This window comes from Mycobacterium sp. UNC410CL29Cvi84 (genome assembly GCF_000686745.1).
GTDB classification, from domain to species: Bacteria; Actinomycetota; Actinomycetes; order Mycobacteriales; family Mycobacteriaceae; genus Mycobacterium; species Mycobacterium mucogenicum_B.
On sequence record NZ_JMLM01000016.1, the window covers coordinates 68431 to 83125 of the forward strand.

The following is a 14695-nucleotide window of genomic DNA, read 5'->3' on the forward strand; positions in this document are numbered from 1 at the left end:
ATTTGATGACCTCAGCGACCATTCCCGGTCTCGACGCCGCTCCGACCAATCACGCCGGGCTGCTCGCCTGGGTGCGTGAAGTTGCGGAGCTGACTCAGCCCGACCGGGTGATGTTCGCCGACGGCTCGGAAGAGGAGTATGACCGCCTCGCCGCTCACCTCGTCGCCGCCGGCACGTTCCAGAAGCTGAACGAAGACAAGCAGCCGAATTCGTATCTCGCACTGTCGGATCCGTCTGACGTCGCCCGTGTCGAGTCGCGCACCTTCATCTGCTCGGAGCGCGAAGAGGACGCCGGCCCCACCAACAACTGGATGGACCCGGCCGAGATGCGCGGCATCATGACCGACCTCTACCGCGGTTCCATGCGCGGCCGCACCATGTGGGTCGTGCCCTTCTGCATGGGCCCGCTGGACGCCGAGGATCCCAAGCTCGGCGTCGAGATCACCGACTCGGAGTACGTCGTCGTCTCGATGCGCACCATGACCCGCATGGGCGCCAAGGCGCTGGCCAAGATCGGTGACGACGGCTTCTTCGTCAAGGCGCTGCACTCGCTCGGTGCGCCGCTGGAGCCGGGCCAGGCCGACGTGCCGTGGCCCTGCAACGAGACCAAGTACATCACCCACTTCCCCGAGACCCGCGAGATCATGAGCTACGGCTCGGGTTACGGCGGCAACGCGCTGCTGGGCAAGAAGTGCTACTCGCTGCGCATCGCCTCGGCCATGGCGCACGACGAGGGCTGGCTCGCCGAGCACATGCTGATCCTCAAGCTCATCTCCCCGGAGAACAAGGCGTACTACATCGCTGCGGCGTTCCCGTCGGCCTGCGGCAAGACCAACCTCGCGATGCTGCAGCCCACCATCGCGGGCTGGCGCGCCGAGACCGTCGGTGACGACATCGCCTGGATGCGCTTCGGCAAGGACGGCCGCCTGTACGCCGTCAATCCCGAGTTCGGCTTCTTCGGCGTCGCGCCGGGCACCAACTGGTCGTCGAACCCGAACGCCATGAAGACCATCGCCGCCGGCAACACCGTCTTCACCAACGTCGCCAAGACCGACGACGGTGACGTCTGGTGGGAGGGCTTGGAAGGCGAGCCGGAGCACCTCATCGACTGGAAGGGCCAGGACTGGATCCTGCGCGAGACGGAAACCAAAGCGGCGCACCCGAACTCGCGCTACTGCACCCCGATCTCGCAGTGCCCGTCGGTCGCCCCCGAGTGGGACGACCCGCAGGGCGTGCCGATCTCGGCGATCCTGTTCGGTGGCCGCCGCAAGACGACCGTGCCGCTGATCACGCAGGCCCGCGACTGGCAGCACGGCGTGTTCATCGGCGCCACCCTGGGCTCCGAGCAGACCGCCGCCGCCGAGGGCAAGGTCGGCACCGTGCGCCGCGACCCGATGGCCATGCTGCCGTTCCTCGGTTACCACGTCGGTGACTACTTCCAGCACTGGATCAACATCGGCAAGAACGCCGACGAGTCCAAGATGCCGAAGATCTTCTTCGTCAACTGGTTCCGCCGTGGCGACGACGGCCGCTTCCTGTGGCCGGGCTTCGGCGAGAACAGCCGCGTGCTGAAGTGGGCCATCGAGCGCATCGAGCACCAGGCCGAGGGTAAGAGCACCCCGATCGGCATTGTTCCCACCGCCGCGGACCTGGACCTGGAGGGTCTGGACGTGTCGGCCGCCGACGTCGACGAGGCGCTGGCCGTGCGTGTCGACGAGTGGCAGAACGAGCTGCCGCTGATCGAAGAGTGGTTCGAGTTCGTCGGCGAGAAGCTGCCGACCGGCATCAAGGACGAGTTCGACGCCCTCAAGCACCGCTTGGCTGAAGAGGCCTAAGGCTCTCTCCCACGCAACCACACAACCCCCGGTCTCCCAGGAGATCGGGGGTTGTTGTGTTTTTGGGGCTACTTCACCGCGCCTCTTCGTTGATCCTGCGGTGGGGGCGGGAAAGTGCGAGTGGCGAGGACCCTGGGCGCAGGGTGAACGTGGCCAGACGGTTGACTCTGCGCTGGGGGCGGGAAAGTGAGAGTGGCGAGGACCCTGGGCGCAGGGTGAACGTGGCCAGACGGTTGACTCTGCGCTGGGGGCGGGAAAGTGCGAGTGGCGAGGACCCTGGCCACAGGGTCAGCGAGGACGGTCGACGGCCCTGTCCTCGCTCGACGGCTCCCCGGCGCCCTCGAACAGGGTTAGCCACACAATGAAGTTAGGGTAGCCGAACTCAAAAGGTTCACAACGCTGACCAGCAAATTCAGCGTTGCAAGCTGAACCTAATTCGTAGCAACGCTAAGTTGCTGCCGTCGTTTTGGGCGGCTAACGTCAGCGGCGTGACCAGCACCCGATCAGCCCGACCGACCATGCGTCGGCCGCTTGTGCGATCCCTGTTGCTGGCCGCTGCGTTCGTTCTCCCGGCGGTGGCGCTGCGCCTCGCCGGCGTGCACCCGAACCCCGTCGTCTCGCTGCTGGCCTACGGCGCGGCTGTCGTCGCCGCCAGCTTCGTGCTGGCCTGGGCGGCCGAAGCGGCGCAGGTCGACGTGTCCGGCGGCCTCGCCATCGCCGTTCTGGCCCTGATCGCGGTGCTGCCCGAATATGCCGTCGACCTCTACTACGCCTACGTCGCCGGCCACAACGCCGAGTACGTGCAATACGCCGCTGCCAACATGACCGGCTCCAACCGGCTGCTCATGGGTATCGGCTGGCCGGTCGTGGTGATCGTCGGCCTGTATGTCGCACAGCGCATGTCGGCCGATAAGACCAGCAAATCGATGCTGGCGCTGGAACCCGGCAACCGCGTCGAGCTGGGTTTCCTGCTCATCGCCGGACTCGTCGCGTTCATCATCCCGACGACCGGCCGCATCCACCTCGTGCTCGGTGTGGCACTGCTGGCGTGGTTCGGCTTCTACCTGTACAAACTCACCCGCGGCGAGCCGGAGGAGCCCGAGCTCGTCGGTACCGCGGCGGCCATCGGCGCGCTGCCGGACCGGGCCCGCCGCATCACCGTCGTGACGTTGTTCGCGGTGTCGGGCGCTGTCATCCTGATGTGCGCGGAGCCGTTCGCGAACAGCCTGATCAACGCCGGTACCGAGCTGGGCGTCGACCGCTTCCTGCTGGTGCAGTGGCTCGCGCCGCTGGCCTCGGAGGCGCCGGAGTTCATCATCGCGACCATCTTCGCCTCGCGGGGCAAGAGCACCGCGGCGATCGCGACCCTCATCTCGTCCAAGGTCAACCAGTGGACGCTGCTGATGGGCTCGCTGCCCATCGCCTACCTCGCCGGTGGTGGCGGCACCGAGCTGGTTCTCGACGGTCGGCAGGTCGAGGAGGTGCTGCTGACGGCCACCCAGACCATGATGGGCGTCGCGCTGATCCTGTCGCTGCGGTTCCACCGGGCGACGGCGTGGCTGCTGTTGGCGTTGTTCGTGGTGCAGTTCCCGATCACGTCGACCACCGGCCGCCTGCTGCTGTGCGGCGTTTACGGTGCGCTGACGGTGATGGGCTTGATCATCAACCGCCGTCACATCGTCGCGACGCTGCGGGCACCGTTCAGTGCCGGCGACCACGACGTCGACGGCGTGCGGTTCGACGGCCGGGAGCTGTCGATCGCCGGTCGGTGACCGCGGTGGTGACCGGCGCGAACCGGGGCGTCCAGGATGAGGTCCGCGGCTCGCGCCGCCATCGCCATGGCGGGCGCATTTGTGTTGCCGGACACCATGATCGGCATGATCGACAGGTCGGCCACCCGTAGTCCGTCGATGCCGCGGACCCGCAACTGGTCATCGACGATGTCGTCGTCGTCCGGTCCCATGCCGCAGGTGCCGATCGCGTGGAACCCGGTCAGCCCCTGCGCCATCGCGGCGTGCAGGAGCTCGTCATCGGATTGGGTATCGGGGCCGGGCGTCAGCTCCGTGGCGATGAGGTCGGCGATGGGCGACTGCTGGAACACCTCGCGCATGGTGCGCAGCACCCCGATGGCAGCGGTCCGGTCGTGGGCGGTGGCCAGATAGTTGGGGTCGATCATCAAGGGGTGGTCCGGATCGGGTGAGCTGATCCAGACGGCGCCTTCCGACGTCGGCCGGAGAATCTCGCCCATACAGGACAGGCCGGGTAGACGCTCGACGCTGCCGCCGGCGCCGGCCAGTGTCAGCGCGGTGACGAGCATCTGTCCGTCGACGCGCGGCTGGTCGGGTCCGGTCTTGAAGAACGCGAGCACGTCGCCGGTCGGTGCCGCCAGGGGTCCGCGGCCGCCGGCGGCATACCGGATCGTGGACCGAACCTTGCCGCAGGTGGTCGCCAGGTGCCGGTTGTGCCCGATGTTCCGATTGAGCCGGTAGGTGTTCACGAGCGTCCGGTGATCCCGCATGCGCCGCCCGACGTTCGAGCGCGCCAGGTAGCGCGGCACGCCGGCGTCCGCGAGTACCTCGCTGGGGCCGATTCCGGAGAGCTGCAACAGTTTTGGTGATCCGAGGGCGCCGAGGGTGAGGATCACTTCGCGATTCGCCCGGACCACCGTCGACAGCCCGTCGATCCGGATCACCACCCCCGTGGCCCGGCCGCGGGTGAACTCCAGTCGCTCTGCCGTCGCGCCGGTGAGCACCTGCAGGTTGGGGCGGGCGCGCACCGGGTCCAGGAATGCGGTGGCGGCGCTGACGCGCCTGCCGTTGTGGATGGTCGCGGGCGAAAGCCCGATGCGCGGTTCGTCCGTTTCGTTCAGGTCGCCGAGCGGGCGCATGCCCAGGCGGGTACCGGCGGCGATCGTGGTCAGCGCGAGCGGATCGGGGTCGCGGACGACGCTGATCGCCAGTTCACCGCCGAAACCGCGCGTGGATGACTGGCCGATGGTGTTGTGTTCGAAGCTTCGGTACGCGGCCAGGATGTTGTCCCAGCCCCAGCCGCGATTGCCCAGCTTTTCCAGTTCGTCGAAGTCGGCTTTCTGGCCGCGGTTGTAGACCATGCCGTTGACCGAGCTCGATCCGCCGAGAACCTTGCCGCGCGGCCAGAATTCGGTGGTGCCGTGGGGGCCGAGGGGGATGGTCTGGTGCTGCCAGATGTACCGCGGGTCGCCGAACAGCCGACTGCCGAGTTTGGGGACGCGAAGATACGGGCTACGCGCCCGGCCACCGGCTTCGATGAGGAGTACCCGGTTGCGGGGATCGGCGGACAGGCGATTGGCGAGTACGCAGCCTGCCGTCCCGGCGCCCACCACGAGGTAGTCGAATGTGGCCATCGCGACCTCCGGTCGGCGTCACTCAAACTTTGCCAAAATCACAGTCGCAAGCTCACGACATCGACAGATAGTCGCATAGATCTGCAAAATATGTCGACTACAGCTACTTCTGGCGATTTGCTGAGAGTTTGCCAAAGTTGCAGGAATAGCAGAATATCGGCCGTCTGCCGGGCGTTGCCGGCCGTCGCCGAGTGGTTGTTGAAGTCGCAGGATTCCGCCCGTCCGCCTTCTTGACAGGTGTCAAGTCACCTGTCGTAGAGTGCCGTCATGCAGATTCGCCAGCACGTGGGCAGTGGGAAACCGGCCGTCATCTTGCACCCGTCCGGCACGGTGGTGACGTTCGACGAGCTGGAGGCCCGGGCCAACCGGCTGGCTCATCATTTCCGGGCCAACGGGCTCGTCGAGGGTGACGTCGTTGCCATCCTGATGGAGAACAACGAGCACATGCACGCGGCGATGTGGGGTGCGCGGCGCAGCGGCCTGTACTACGTGCCGATCAACATCCACCTGACGCCGGCCGAAGCCGCCTACATCATCGAGAACAGCGGAGCCGCCGCGGTGATCGGCTCGGCGGCTCTCGGCGACACGTGTGCCGGTCTGGCCGAGCAGCTCACGGGCGGGCTGCCCAAGCTGCTCATGATCGCCGACGGCGAGTTGCCGGGCTGGGACCGCTACCCGGAATGCGTTGCGGCTTATCCCGATACGCCGATCGACGACGAGATCGAAGGCGACCTGCTGCAGTACTCGTCGGGCACGACGGGGCGCCCGAAGGGCATCAAGCGCGAGCTGACGCACCTGCCGCCGGCCGAGGTGCCCGGGCTCATGAAGATGCTGATGAGCTTCTGGCTCCCCAAGGATGCCGTCTACCTGAGCCCGGCGCCGCTGTACCACACGGCGCCGTCGGTGTGGTCGATGCAGATTCAGGCCGAGGGCGTCACCACGGTCGTGATGGAGAAGTTCGACGCCGAGGGCTGTCTGGACGCCATCGCACGCTACGGCGTCACGCACGGCCAGTTCGTGCCCGTGATGTTCACCCGGATGCTGAAACTGCCGCAGTCCGTGCGGGATTCGTACGATCTGTCGTCGCTCAAGCGCGTCATGCACGCCGCCGCCCCGTGCCCGGTGGAGATCAAGAAGCAGATGATCGACTGGTGGGGTCCGATCGTCGACGAGTACTACGCCTCCTCCGAGGCCATCGGCTCCACCCTGATCACGGCCGAGGACTGGCTGACGCACCCCGGGTCGGTCGGCAAGCCGATGCTGGGCGTCCTGCACATCCTCGACGAGGAGGGCAACGAGCAGCCGCAGGGCGTGCCCGGCGAGATCTACTTCGAGGGCGGGAACACCTTCGAGTACCTGGACGATGCCGAAAAGACCGCGGCCTCAAGGGATGCGTACGGCTGGGCGACCGTCGGCGACATCGGTTACCTCGACGAGGAGGGCTACCTCTACCTGACCGACCGACGGCATCACATGATCATCAGTGGCGGGGTGAACATCTACCCGCAGGAAGCGGAGAACGTCCTCGTCACGCATCCCAAGGTGATGGACGCCGCGGTGTTCGGCATTCCGGATGCCGAGATGGGCCAGAGCGTGAAAGCGGTTGTGCAGACCGTGGATCCGGCCGACGGCACCGAGGAGTTCGGTGTGGAGCTGCTGGGCTGGTTGCGAGACCGGCTGACGCATTACAAGTGCCCGCGGTCCATCTCGTTCGAAGAACAATTGCCGCGGACCGACACGGGCAAGCTGTACAAGCAATCGCTGATCGAGAAGTACTCTGGCTGACGTGCCCACTGGCGGACCGTTTTTCGAGGACCTCAGCATAGGTCAGGTTTTCGACTGGGCGCCCGGGATGACGCTCACCGACGGCGCCGCGGCAGTGCACCAGGCCATCCTCGGCGACCGGATGCGGCTGCCGCTCGATGCCGCGTTGACCGCCGCGGTCACCGGATCACCGCGGGCATTGGCGCATCCGGCGCTCGTGTGCGACGTCGCGATCGGTCAGTCGACCCTGGTGACCCGCCGGGTCAAGGCGAATCTGTTCTACCGCGGGCTGCGGTTCCACCGCTTCCCGCACATCGGCGACACCATCACCACCCGCACCGAAGTCGTTGGCCTCAAGCAGAATTCAGCAAAACCAGGCAGGCCGCGCACGGGTCTGGCCGCCCTGCGCATGATCACCATCGACCAGGACGGCCGCACGGTGCTCGACTTCCACCGGTGCGCCATGCTGCCGCTGCGCGACGACGCCGACGACACCGGCCACGCCGACGACCTCAGCATCATCGGCACCACCGCTCCCGGCCTGCCCGACCCCGCCGCGGGATGGAATGCCGACGCCTGGCGCTCCGCGGTGCCCGGCCACAATTTCGACCCGGAGCTCGCCGGCCAGGTGATCACCAGCACGGCCGACGTCGTCAGCAGCGCCCCGGAACTGGCCCGCCTGACGCTCAACATCGCTGCCACGCATCATGATTCGCGTGTGGCCGGCAGCCGCCTGGTGTACGGCGGGCACACCATCGGCCTGGCATTGGCGCAAGCCACCCGGCTCCTGCCGAACATCGTCGGTGTCCTGGGCTGGGAGTCGTGCGACCACACCGGCCCCGTGCACGAGGGCGACACCCTCTACAGCGAGCTGCACGTCGAAGCCGCGCACGAGGCGCCGGGCCGCGGCGGGACACTCGATCTGCGGTCCGTGGTGTTCGCCGTCGACGGTGACGGCCCCGACCGGCAGGTACTGGACTGGCGGTTCAGCGTCCTGCAGTTCTGACCATTGCCACAATGGCGGCGTGAGCACGTTGCGGTTGTCCGAGCTGGGCAGTGACCCGGAGTCGGTACTGCGGCTCGTCCGGTTCTTCGACGACCTCGACGCCTCCGGTGTCGACGGGGTGCTGGAAGCGGCGCAGGTCGTCGCCGGGTGTCCCGTCCACGTGCGCTGGGACGGCGCGGCGCCGGAGGTCTGGCTGGAGCGCGACGCCCCGGCCCACCCATTGGACGGCGTCCTGCTCGACCGGGTGCGGCACACGCTGGGTGACATCGGTGCCCGGGTGCCGCCGAGCTTCGGCGACCCCGCGCTGGTCGAGGTGGTGCTGTCGAGCCGGGAGCGTCCCGAAGACCGGGCGCGGGCGATCAGGCTGCTGGGGCTCGACGAGTCCCGCGAGGTCCGGGTGCTCGCGGTGTCGGCGCAGTCGTCGCCGGAAGCGCTGCGGGTCATCACGTCGGCCCTGACCGCGGTGTCGGTGCGGACCGCGGACTTGGGTACCGCGACGGCGGTGGTGTGCCAGGGCCGCACCAACACCCGGGCGCTGTCCGACGAGCTGGACCAGGCGATCGTCACCGCGTTCCCGGCGCCGCTACCGGTCGGCGCCGACCGGGGGCCGTGGGTCGGCCTCGGGGCGGCCGGTGGCGTGTTCGCCGCGCCGACCTCGTGGGCGCAGGCGTTGCGGGCGCTGCGGTTCGCGTCGTCGACCGGCTTCGGCCGGCGTGCCGTCGCCTACGAGCGGCTCAGCGCGCTCGAGCTGCTGGCCGAGCTGCCCCCCGAGGCCACCCGCGGCAGCCACGCGCTGACCCGCATCAACGAGATCGCCGCGACGCCCACCGGCCGGCTGCAAGTCGAGACGGCCGAGGCGTTCTGCGTGTTCGGGTCCCTGCGGCGGACGGCCGAGGAGCTGCACGTGCACCACAGCACGGTGGCCGCGCGGCTGGCGCACATCGAATCCCAATTGGGTTGGGACATGGACGATCCGCTGGACCGGTTCTCCGCGACCCTGGTCTTGATGATCCGGCGGATCGCGTTGTCGTCGGCGGAGCTGACGGACTGAGCCGGGTCAGCCCGCCAGCGGAACGATCATGAACGTGGCCGTGGACCGGGCCAACACCCGCTCGGCGGCATCGACGATCGAGCATTCACAGCTCAGCAGTCGGCGACCGACATTCACCACCTGGGCTTCGGCGACGAGTGGCCCGCCGTGCGGCTGCCGGTAGTAGCGGACGTGCATGTCGGTGGTGACGGGGATTTCTGCTCCGAGGTCGAAGAGGCCTTCGAGGCAGAAGCCGGACGCGGCGTCTGCGAGCGTCGCCAGCATCCCGCCGTGGATGCCGCCGGGCGCGACGCCTTCGAGGTCTGGCGCGAGCGGCATCGACAGGATCGCGACGCCCTGCTCCTGCCACACCACGCTGAGCCGCAAATGGCGGTGAACGGGGGACCGCCGCAGATCTTCGGTCGCTTCGAGCGGATCGCGGAACGCGTGCGCCATGGCCGGGCACCTCCTGTCGCGCGGGAGATCCGCATGTTATCGCCCTCGGCAACGGCTGACACTGATTAGCTACATCCGACGTTCGTCGGGAAATTTGCGCGCAAAAGCCGACGTACGTCGGATGACCGGGCCCGGCCCGGTTCGTGATGATGGCCACACCACGCTGAACAGCCCATGCTCAGTCGCAGACCCAAGGAGTATCCACATGGCCATCATCGACCCCACCAAGACCTGGGAACTGGTGGAGGAACGCCTGTCGCGCACGACGAACGAACGCCACCGCCAGGTGTTGAGCATCGTGCTCGAACACATGAAGGCGGAGGCCGTGCCGGACATGGATCGCCTGATGGCCACGTTGTCCCCGAACCCGGACTACCACTTCTGGTACGCCAACACCGATATGGGCCCGAAGACCACCGAGGGTGTGCGCGCGTACTACGAGGCGTTCGTCGCCAGCGGTGCCAATCACCTCGTCTTCGAGATCGATCGCCTTGCCGTCGACGATGATCTGGTGATGACCGAAGGCTGGATGAAGATGATCTACCCGGGCGCGTCCGCGCAGGCGATCGGCGTCGACGTCGAAGACCCCAACGGCGACTACCTGCTCGTGTTCCGTCAGCTCATCAACTGGCCGATCGATGCCGACGGCCTGATCGTCGGCGAGGATGCCTACCAGACCGGCCCGGTCAGCGTCACCAAGCTTGGCGTGGCAGACCTGCCGCAGGCGTACATCGACCAGAAGAACGCCGCCGCCGCCAATGCCTGAACGTCGCGAGGACATCGCAACCCTGCTGCTCGACCGCCTCGGCGACGAGCGGCTGGGGCTGCGTACCCGGGACCAGGACTGGACCTGGGACGAGGTGGTCCGCGAGTCCGCCGCCCGCGGCGCATACGCCGCCGAGCTACGGGCTGACGGCCCCTTCCACATCGGCGTGCTGCTGGACAACGTGCCCGACTTCCTCTTCTGGCTGGGCGGTGCCGCCCTGTCCGGGGCGACGATCGTCGGCATCAACCCGACGCGCGGCAACGCGGAGCTGGCCGGCGAGGTCCGGCATGCGGACTGTCAGCTGATCGTCACGGATTCGGCGGGGCGGGAACGGCTTTCGGGACTCGACCTCGGCCTGACACCCGACCGCATCCTCGTCATCGACGACCCCGCCTACCAAGAAGCGATTTGTGCACGAAAATCCGCGGCAGGCGCGGAAAATCGTGCACAAATCACGGCGGCACCGGGCGTCGGCGCCGAGTCGTTGTTGTTGCTGCTCTTCACCTCCGGCACCACCGGCGCGTCGAAGGCCGTCAAGTGCAGCCAGGGCCGCCTGGCGTGGATCGCCTACTCAGCGGTGGACAAGTTCAACCACGTCCGCGAGGACGTCGACTACTGCTGCATGCCGCTGTTCCACGGCAACGCCATCATGGCGCTGTGGGCGCCGGCGCTGGCCGTCGGCGCGACCGTCTGCCTGACCCCGAGCTTCTCGGCGTCCGGGTTCCTGCCCGACGTGCGCTACTTCGGCGCGACGTTCTTTACCTACGTCGGCAAGGCGCTCGGCTACCTGCTGGCCACACCCGAACAGCCCGACGACGCCGACAACCAGCTCAATCGCGGTTTCGGCACCGAGGCCTCGCCGGAGGACCAGGCCTACTTCAAGCGCCGGTTCGGCGCGGAGCTCTTCGAGGGGTACGGCTCCAGCGAGGGCGGCGGCGCCGTCGTACTCGACCCGAACCAGCCCGAGGGAGCGCTCGGCCGGCCCGCCCATCCGGGCGTCGCGATCGTCAACCCGGAAACGATGATCGAGTGTGTCCCAGCGGTTTTGGACCGGCACGGCCGCATCCTCAATCCGGACGACGCCGTCGGCGAGATCATCGACAAACTCGGCACCAAGAAGTTCGAGGGCTACTACAAGAACGACGCCGCCGACGCCGACCGGATCCGCAATGGCTGGTACTGGACCGGAGACCTCGGTTACCTCGACGAGAACGGCTTCATCTACTTCGCCGGCCGGCGCGGTGACTGGATCCGGGTCGACGGCGAGAACACGTCGGCGTTGTCCATCGAGCGCGTGCTGCGGCGTCATCCCGAGGTGATCGCCGCCGGCGTGTACGCGGTGCCGGACCCCCGCTCGGGTGATCAGGTGATGGCGGCCATCGAGGTCGCCGATCCCATCCTGTTCGACGTCGACAAGTTCGTGCAGTACCTGAACGACCAGGACGACCTGGGTAAGAAGGGCACGCCGCGGTTCCTGCGGATCTCGGATTCGTTGCCGGTCACCGGCTCCAACAAGGTGCTCAAGCGCGAGCTGCAGGCGGACAAGTGGCACACCGACGAACTGGTGTACCGCTGGGTGGGTCGGGGCGTACCGGTTTACGGCCTGATGTCCGACGATGCCAAGCGCGCGTTGGACGATGAGTTCACGCAGTACGGACGGCAGCGATACCTATAGGGAGTTTGGGCATGACGGACTGGGACTCGACGGTTGACGTGCTGGTGGCGGGCTCCGGTGGCGGTGGCGTCACCGGTGCCTATACCGCCGCGCGTGAGGGACTCGAGGTGCTGCTGGTCGAGGCCACCGACAAGTTCGGTGGCACCACTGCCTACTCCGGGGGCGGCGGCGTGTGGTTCCCATGCAACCCTGTGCTGCAGCGGGCCGGCACCGACGACACCATCGAGGACGCGCTCGAGTACTACCACGCCGTCGTCGGCGACCGGACGCCGCGCGAGCTGCAGGACACCTACGTCCGGGGCGGTGCGCCGCTCATGGAGTACCTGGAAGCCGATCCGAACATCAAGTTCGACATGCTGCCCTGGCCGGACTACTTCGGGAAGATGCCCAAGGCCCGGCTGGACGGTCAGCGGCACGTCGCGGCCCGTCCGCTGAAGATCGAAAAGGCGCCTGAATTCAAGGAATTGGTGCGCGGCCCGCTCGACAACGACCGGCTCGGCGTCCCGCAGCCCGACGACTACTTCATCGGCGGCCGGGCGCTGATCGCCCGCTTCCTGGTGGCGCTGAAGCAATACCCCTCGGCGACAACACAACTCAATACCGCACTGGTCGAGCTGGTCACCGAGGACGGTGCCGTCGTCGGAGCCGTTGTCGAGACCGACGGGGTCCGCAAGGCGATCAGGACGCGCAAGGGTGTGCTGCTCGCGGCCGGCGGCTTCGAGGGCAACGACGAGCTGCGGCACAAGTACGGCGTGCCCGGCGAGGCGCGAGACACCATGGGGCCCTGGGGAAATCTGGGTCAGGCGCATGAGGCGGGCATCGCCGTGGGCGCCGACACCGATCTCATGGAGCAGGCGTGGTGGTCGCCCGGCCTGACCCATCCGGACGGTCGCAGCGCGTTCGCGCTGTGGTTCACCGGCGGCATTTTCGTCGACCAGGACGGCAAGCGGTTCGTCAACGAGTCCGCGGCGTACGACCGCATCGGCCGTGTCGTCGTGGACCGGCTGGCCAAGGGCGAGATGACGTTGCCGTTCTGGATGATCTACGACGACGGCGAAGGCGGAGCCGCCGGCGTTGTTCCTCCAATAAAAGCCACCAACGTGTCCATGGTCGAGACCGAGAAGTACGTCGACGCCGGGCTGTGGCACACCGCGGACACCCTGGAGGAGCTGGCCGCCAAGATCGGGGTCCCGGCCGAACAGCTCGCCGCGACCGTCAAGCAGTTCAACGAATACGCCGACGCCGGCTCCGACCCCGACTTCGGCCGCGGCGACGAGGCCTACGATCGCGCCTTCTCCGGCGGCGCCTGCCCGATGGTCCGGATCGACAAGGCGCCGTTCCACGCCGCCAAGTTCGGCATCTCCGACCTGGGCACCAAGGGCGGCCTGCGGACCGACACCACCGGCCAGGTGCTCGACACCGCCGGCAACCCGATTCCCGGGCTGTACGCGGCGGGCAACACCATGGCCGCGCCGAGCGGCTACGCCTACCCGGGCGGCGGCAACCCGATCGGCACCAGCATGGTGTTCTCCCACCTGGCGGTGCTCGATATGGTCAAACGAGAGGCTTCGTAAGGGTCCCGGTTCCGGGGCTCGGCGAATTCGAAAGGGGCACAAGATGACTGAGGCTGAGGTCCGTCATATCGACGCCGGCGTGGAGATGACGCGGTTCGCCCGCGGCTGGCACTGCATCGGGCTGGCAGAGTCGTTCCGGGACGGCAAGCCGCACTCGGTGCAGGCGTTCGGTACCAAGCTCGTGGTGTTCGCCGACTCCACCGGCGCCATCAAGGTGCTCGACGGGTACTGCCGCCACATGGGTGGTGACCTGTCGCAGGGCACGGTCAAGGGCGACGCGGTGGCGTGCCCGTTCCACGACTGGCGTTGGGGCGGCGATGGCAAGTGCCAGCTGGTTCCGTACGCCAAGCGCACGCCGCGGCTGGCCCGCACCCGGGCCTGGCAGACCACCGAGGTCAACGGGCAGCTGCTGCTCTGGCACGACCCCGAGGGCTCGACGCCCGGCCCGGAGCTGACCCCGCCGACCATCGAGGGTTACGAGGAGGGCCAGTGGTCGCCGTGGCAGTGGAACTCGCTGCTGATCGAGGGGTCGCACTGCCGCGAGATCGTCGACAACAACGTCGACATGGCGCACTTCTTCTACATCCACCACGCCTACCCGACGTACTTCAAGAACGTCATCGAGGGCCACACCGCCAGCCAGTTCATGGAGTCCAAGCCCCGGCCGGACTACGCGACCCGCGAGCTGTGGGACGGCACGTATCTGCGTTCGGAGGCGACGTATTTCGGGCCGGCGTACATGATCAACTGGCTGCACAACGATCTGGCCCCGAACTTCACGGTCGAGATCGCGCTGATCAACTGCCACTACCCGGTGACGCATGATTCGTTCGTGCTGCAGTGGGGAGTGGCGGTGCAGAACAATCCGGCGTTGCCGGCGGACAAGACCGAGAAGCTGGCGGCGTCGTTGAGCCGCAGTTTCGGAGACGGCTTCATGGAAGACGTCGAGATCTGGAAGAACAAGACGCGCATCGAGAACCCGCTGCTGACCGAGGAAGACGGTCCGGTGTACCAGCATCGCCGCTGGTACGAGCAGTTCTATGTCGACGTCGCCGACGTCAAACCCGACATGGTCGCCCGCTTCGAGCAGGAAGTCGACACCACGCACGCCAACGACCTGTGGCACGAAGAGGTCGCGAAGAATCTGGCCAACCGCACCCCGGTCGGCAAGGCGCACGCCGTCCAGTAGTCGTCGAAAAGCACTGAG

General features: G+C 67.4%; 11 protein-coding genes. 9 read left to right on the plus strand and 2 right to left on the minus strand.

The genetic code is table 11. The features are described 5' to 3' along the window. Positions 1–5 precede the first annotated feature (5 nt). Both BR47_RS0121735 and BR47_RS31120 read left to right on the plus strand, forming a co-directional pair. Entirely contained in the window at positions 6–1835 is a 1830-nt protein-coding gene (locus tag BR47_RS0121735) for a phosphoenolpyruvate carboxykinase (GTP) (protein ID WP_029120761.1), read from the plus strand. A 518-nt stretch (positions 1836–2353) separates the two neighbouring features. Beyond that, complete coding sequence (locus BR47_RS31120; RefSeq protein ID WP_051634934.1) at positions 2354–3607, plus strand: calcium:cation antiporter family protein; 1254 nt, start codon at positions 2354–2356, stop codon at positions 3605–3607. On the opposite strand, the gene BR47_RS0121745 is transcribed toward BR47_RS31120, so the two are convergent. Beyond that, positions 3508–5217 (minus strand): GMC family oxidoreductase, encoded by a 1710-nt coding sequence (locus BR47_RS0121745; protein ID WP_029120762.1) that lies wholly within the window; start codon positions 5215–5217, stop codon positions 3508–3510. The two genes, BR47_RS31120 and BR47_RS0121745, sit on opposite strands and share 100 nt — an antisense overlap. Positions 5218–5484: 267 nt before the next feature. Here BR47_RS0121745 and fadD4 point away from each other — a divergent pair, with 267 nt between their 5' ends. The 3 genes from fadD4 to BR47_RS0121760 are packed head-to-tail and all read left to right on the plus strand — an operon-like array spanning position 5485 to position 9038. After that, positions 5485–7002, plus strand: a complete 1518-nt coding sequence (gene fadD4 / locus BR47_RS0121750) for a fatty-acid--CoA ligase FadD4 (protein WP_029120763.1) — start codon at positions 5485–5487, stop codon at positions 7000–7002. 1 nt (position 7003) lies between these two features. Further along, positions 7004–7987 (plus strand): MaoC family dehydratase, encoded by a 984-nt coding sequence (locus BR47_RS0121755; RefSeq protein ID WP_353582954.1) that lies wholly within the window; start codon positions 7004–7006, stop codon positions 7985–7987. Positions 7988–8006: 19 nt separating this feature from the next. Beyond that, positions 8007–9038, plus strand: a complete 1032-nt coding sequence (locus tag BR47_RS0121760; protein WP_020103421.1) for a PucR family transcriptional regulator — start codon at positions 8007–8009, stop codon at positions 9036–9038. Positions 9039–9044: 6 nt separating this feature from the next. Here BR47_RS0121760 and BR47_RS0121765 read toward each other — a convergent pair whose 3' ends face one another. Beyond that, complete coding sequence (locus BR47_RS0121765) at positions 9045–9473, minus strand: PaaI family thioesterase (RefSeq protein WP_020103422.1); 429 nt, start codon at positions 9471–9473, stop codon at positions 9045–9047. A 205-nt stretch (positions 9474–9678) separates the two neighbouring features. Here BR47_RS0121765 and BR47_RS0121770 point away from each other — a divergent pair, with 205 nt between their 5' ends. From BR47_RS0121770 to BR47_RS0121785, 4 genes are read left to right on the plus strand one after another with little or no spacing between them, the layout of a single operon-like run. After that, positions 9679–10239, plus strand: coding sequence for a nuclear transport factor 2 family protein (locus tag BR47_RS0121770; RefSeq protein WP_020103423.1), 561 nt, complete (start codon positions 9679–9681; stop codon positions 10237–10239). Beyond that, on the plus strand, positions 10232–11914 hold the full coding sequence (casI, locus tag BR47_RS0121775; RefSeq protein WP_029120764.1) for a steroid-22-oyl-CoA synthetase: 1683 nt from the start codon (positions 10232–10234) through the stop codon (positions 11912–11914). Before BR47_RS0121770 ends, casI begins: the two co-directional genes overlap by 8 nt. Positions 11915–11925: 11 nt before the next feature. Then, positions 11926–13488 (plus strand): FAD-binding protein, encoded by a 1563-nt coding sequence (locus BR47_RS0121780; protein ID WP_036427649.1) that lies wholly within the window; start codon positions 11926–11928, stop codon positions 13486–13488. A gap of 43 nt (positions 13489–13531) precedes the next feature. Then, a complete protein-coding gene (locus BR47_RS0121785; protein ID WP_020103426.1) occupies positions 13532–14677 on the plus strand; it encodes a 3-ketosteroid-9-alpha-monooxygenase, oxygenase component in 1146 nt (381 codons plus the stop codon). The last annotated feature ends 18 nt before the right edge of the window (positions 14678–14695 follow it).

Coding starts and splice junctions, on each gene's coding strand:
- fadD4 (WP_029120763.1), top strand. CDS start 5,485: ATGCAGATTCGCCAGCACGTGGGCAGTGGGAAACCGGCCGTCATCTTG.
- BR47_RS0121785 (WP_020103426.1), top strand. CDS start 13,532: ATGACTGAGGCTGAGGTCCGTCATATCGACGCCGGCGTGGAGATGACG.
- BR47_RS0121745 (WP_029120762.1), bottom strand. CDS start 5,217: ATGGCCACATTCGACTACCTCGTGGTGGGCGCCGGGACGGCAGGCTGC.
- casI (WP_029120764.1), top strand. CDS start 10,232: ATGCCTGAACGTCGCGAGGACATCGCAACCCTGCTGCTCGACCGCCTC.
- BR47_RS0121765 (WP_020103422.1), bottom strand. CDS start 9,473: ATGGCGCACGCGTTCCGCGATCCGCTCGAAGCGACCGAAGATCTGCGG.
- BR47_RS0121770 (WP_020103423.1), top strand. CDS start 9,679: ATGGCCATCATCGACCCCACCAAGACCTGGGAACTGGTGGAGGAACGC.
- BR47_RS0121735 (WP_029120761.1), top strand. CDS start 6: ATGACCTCAGCGACCATTCCCGGTCTCGACGCCGCTCCGACCAATCAC.
- BR47_RS0121780 (WP_036427649.1), top strand. CDS start 11,926: ATGACGGACTGGGACTCGACGGTTGACGTGCTGGTGGCGGGCTCCGGT.
- BR47_RS31120 (WP_051634934.1), top strand. CDS start 2,354: ATGCGTCGGCCGCTTGTGCGATCCCTGTTGCTGGCCGCTGCGTTCGTT.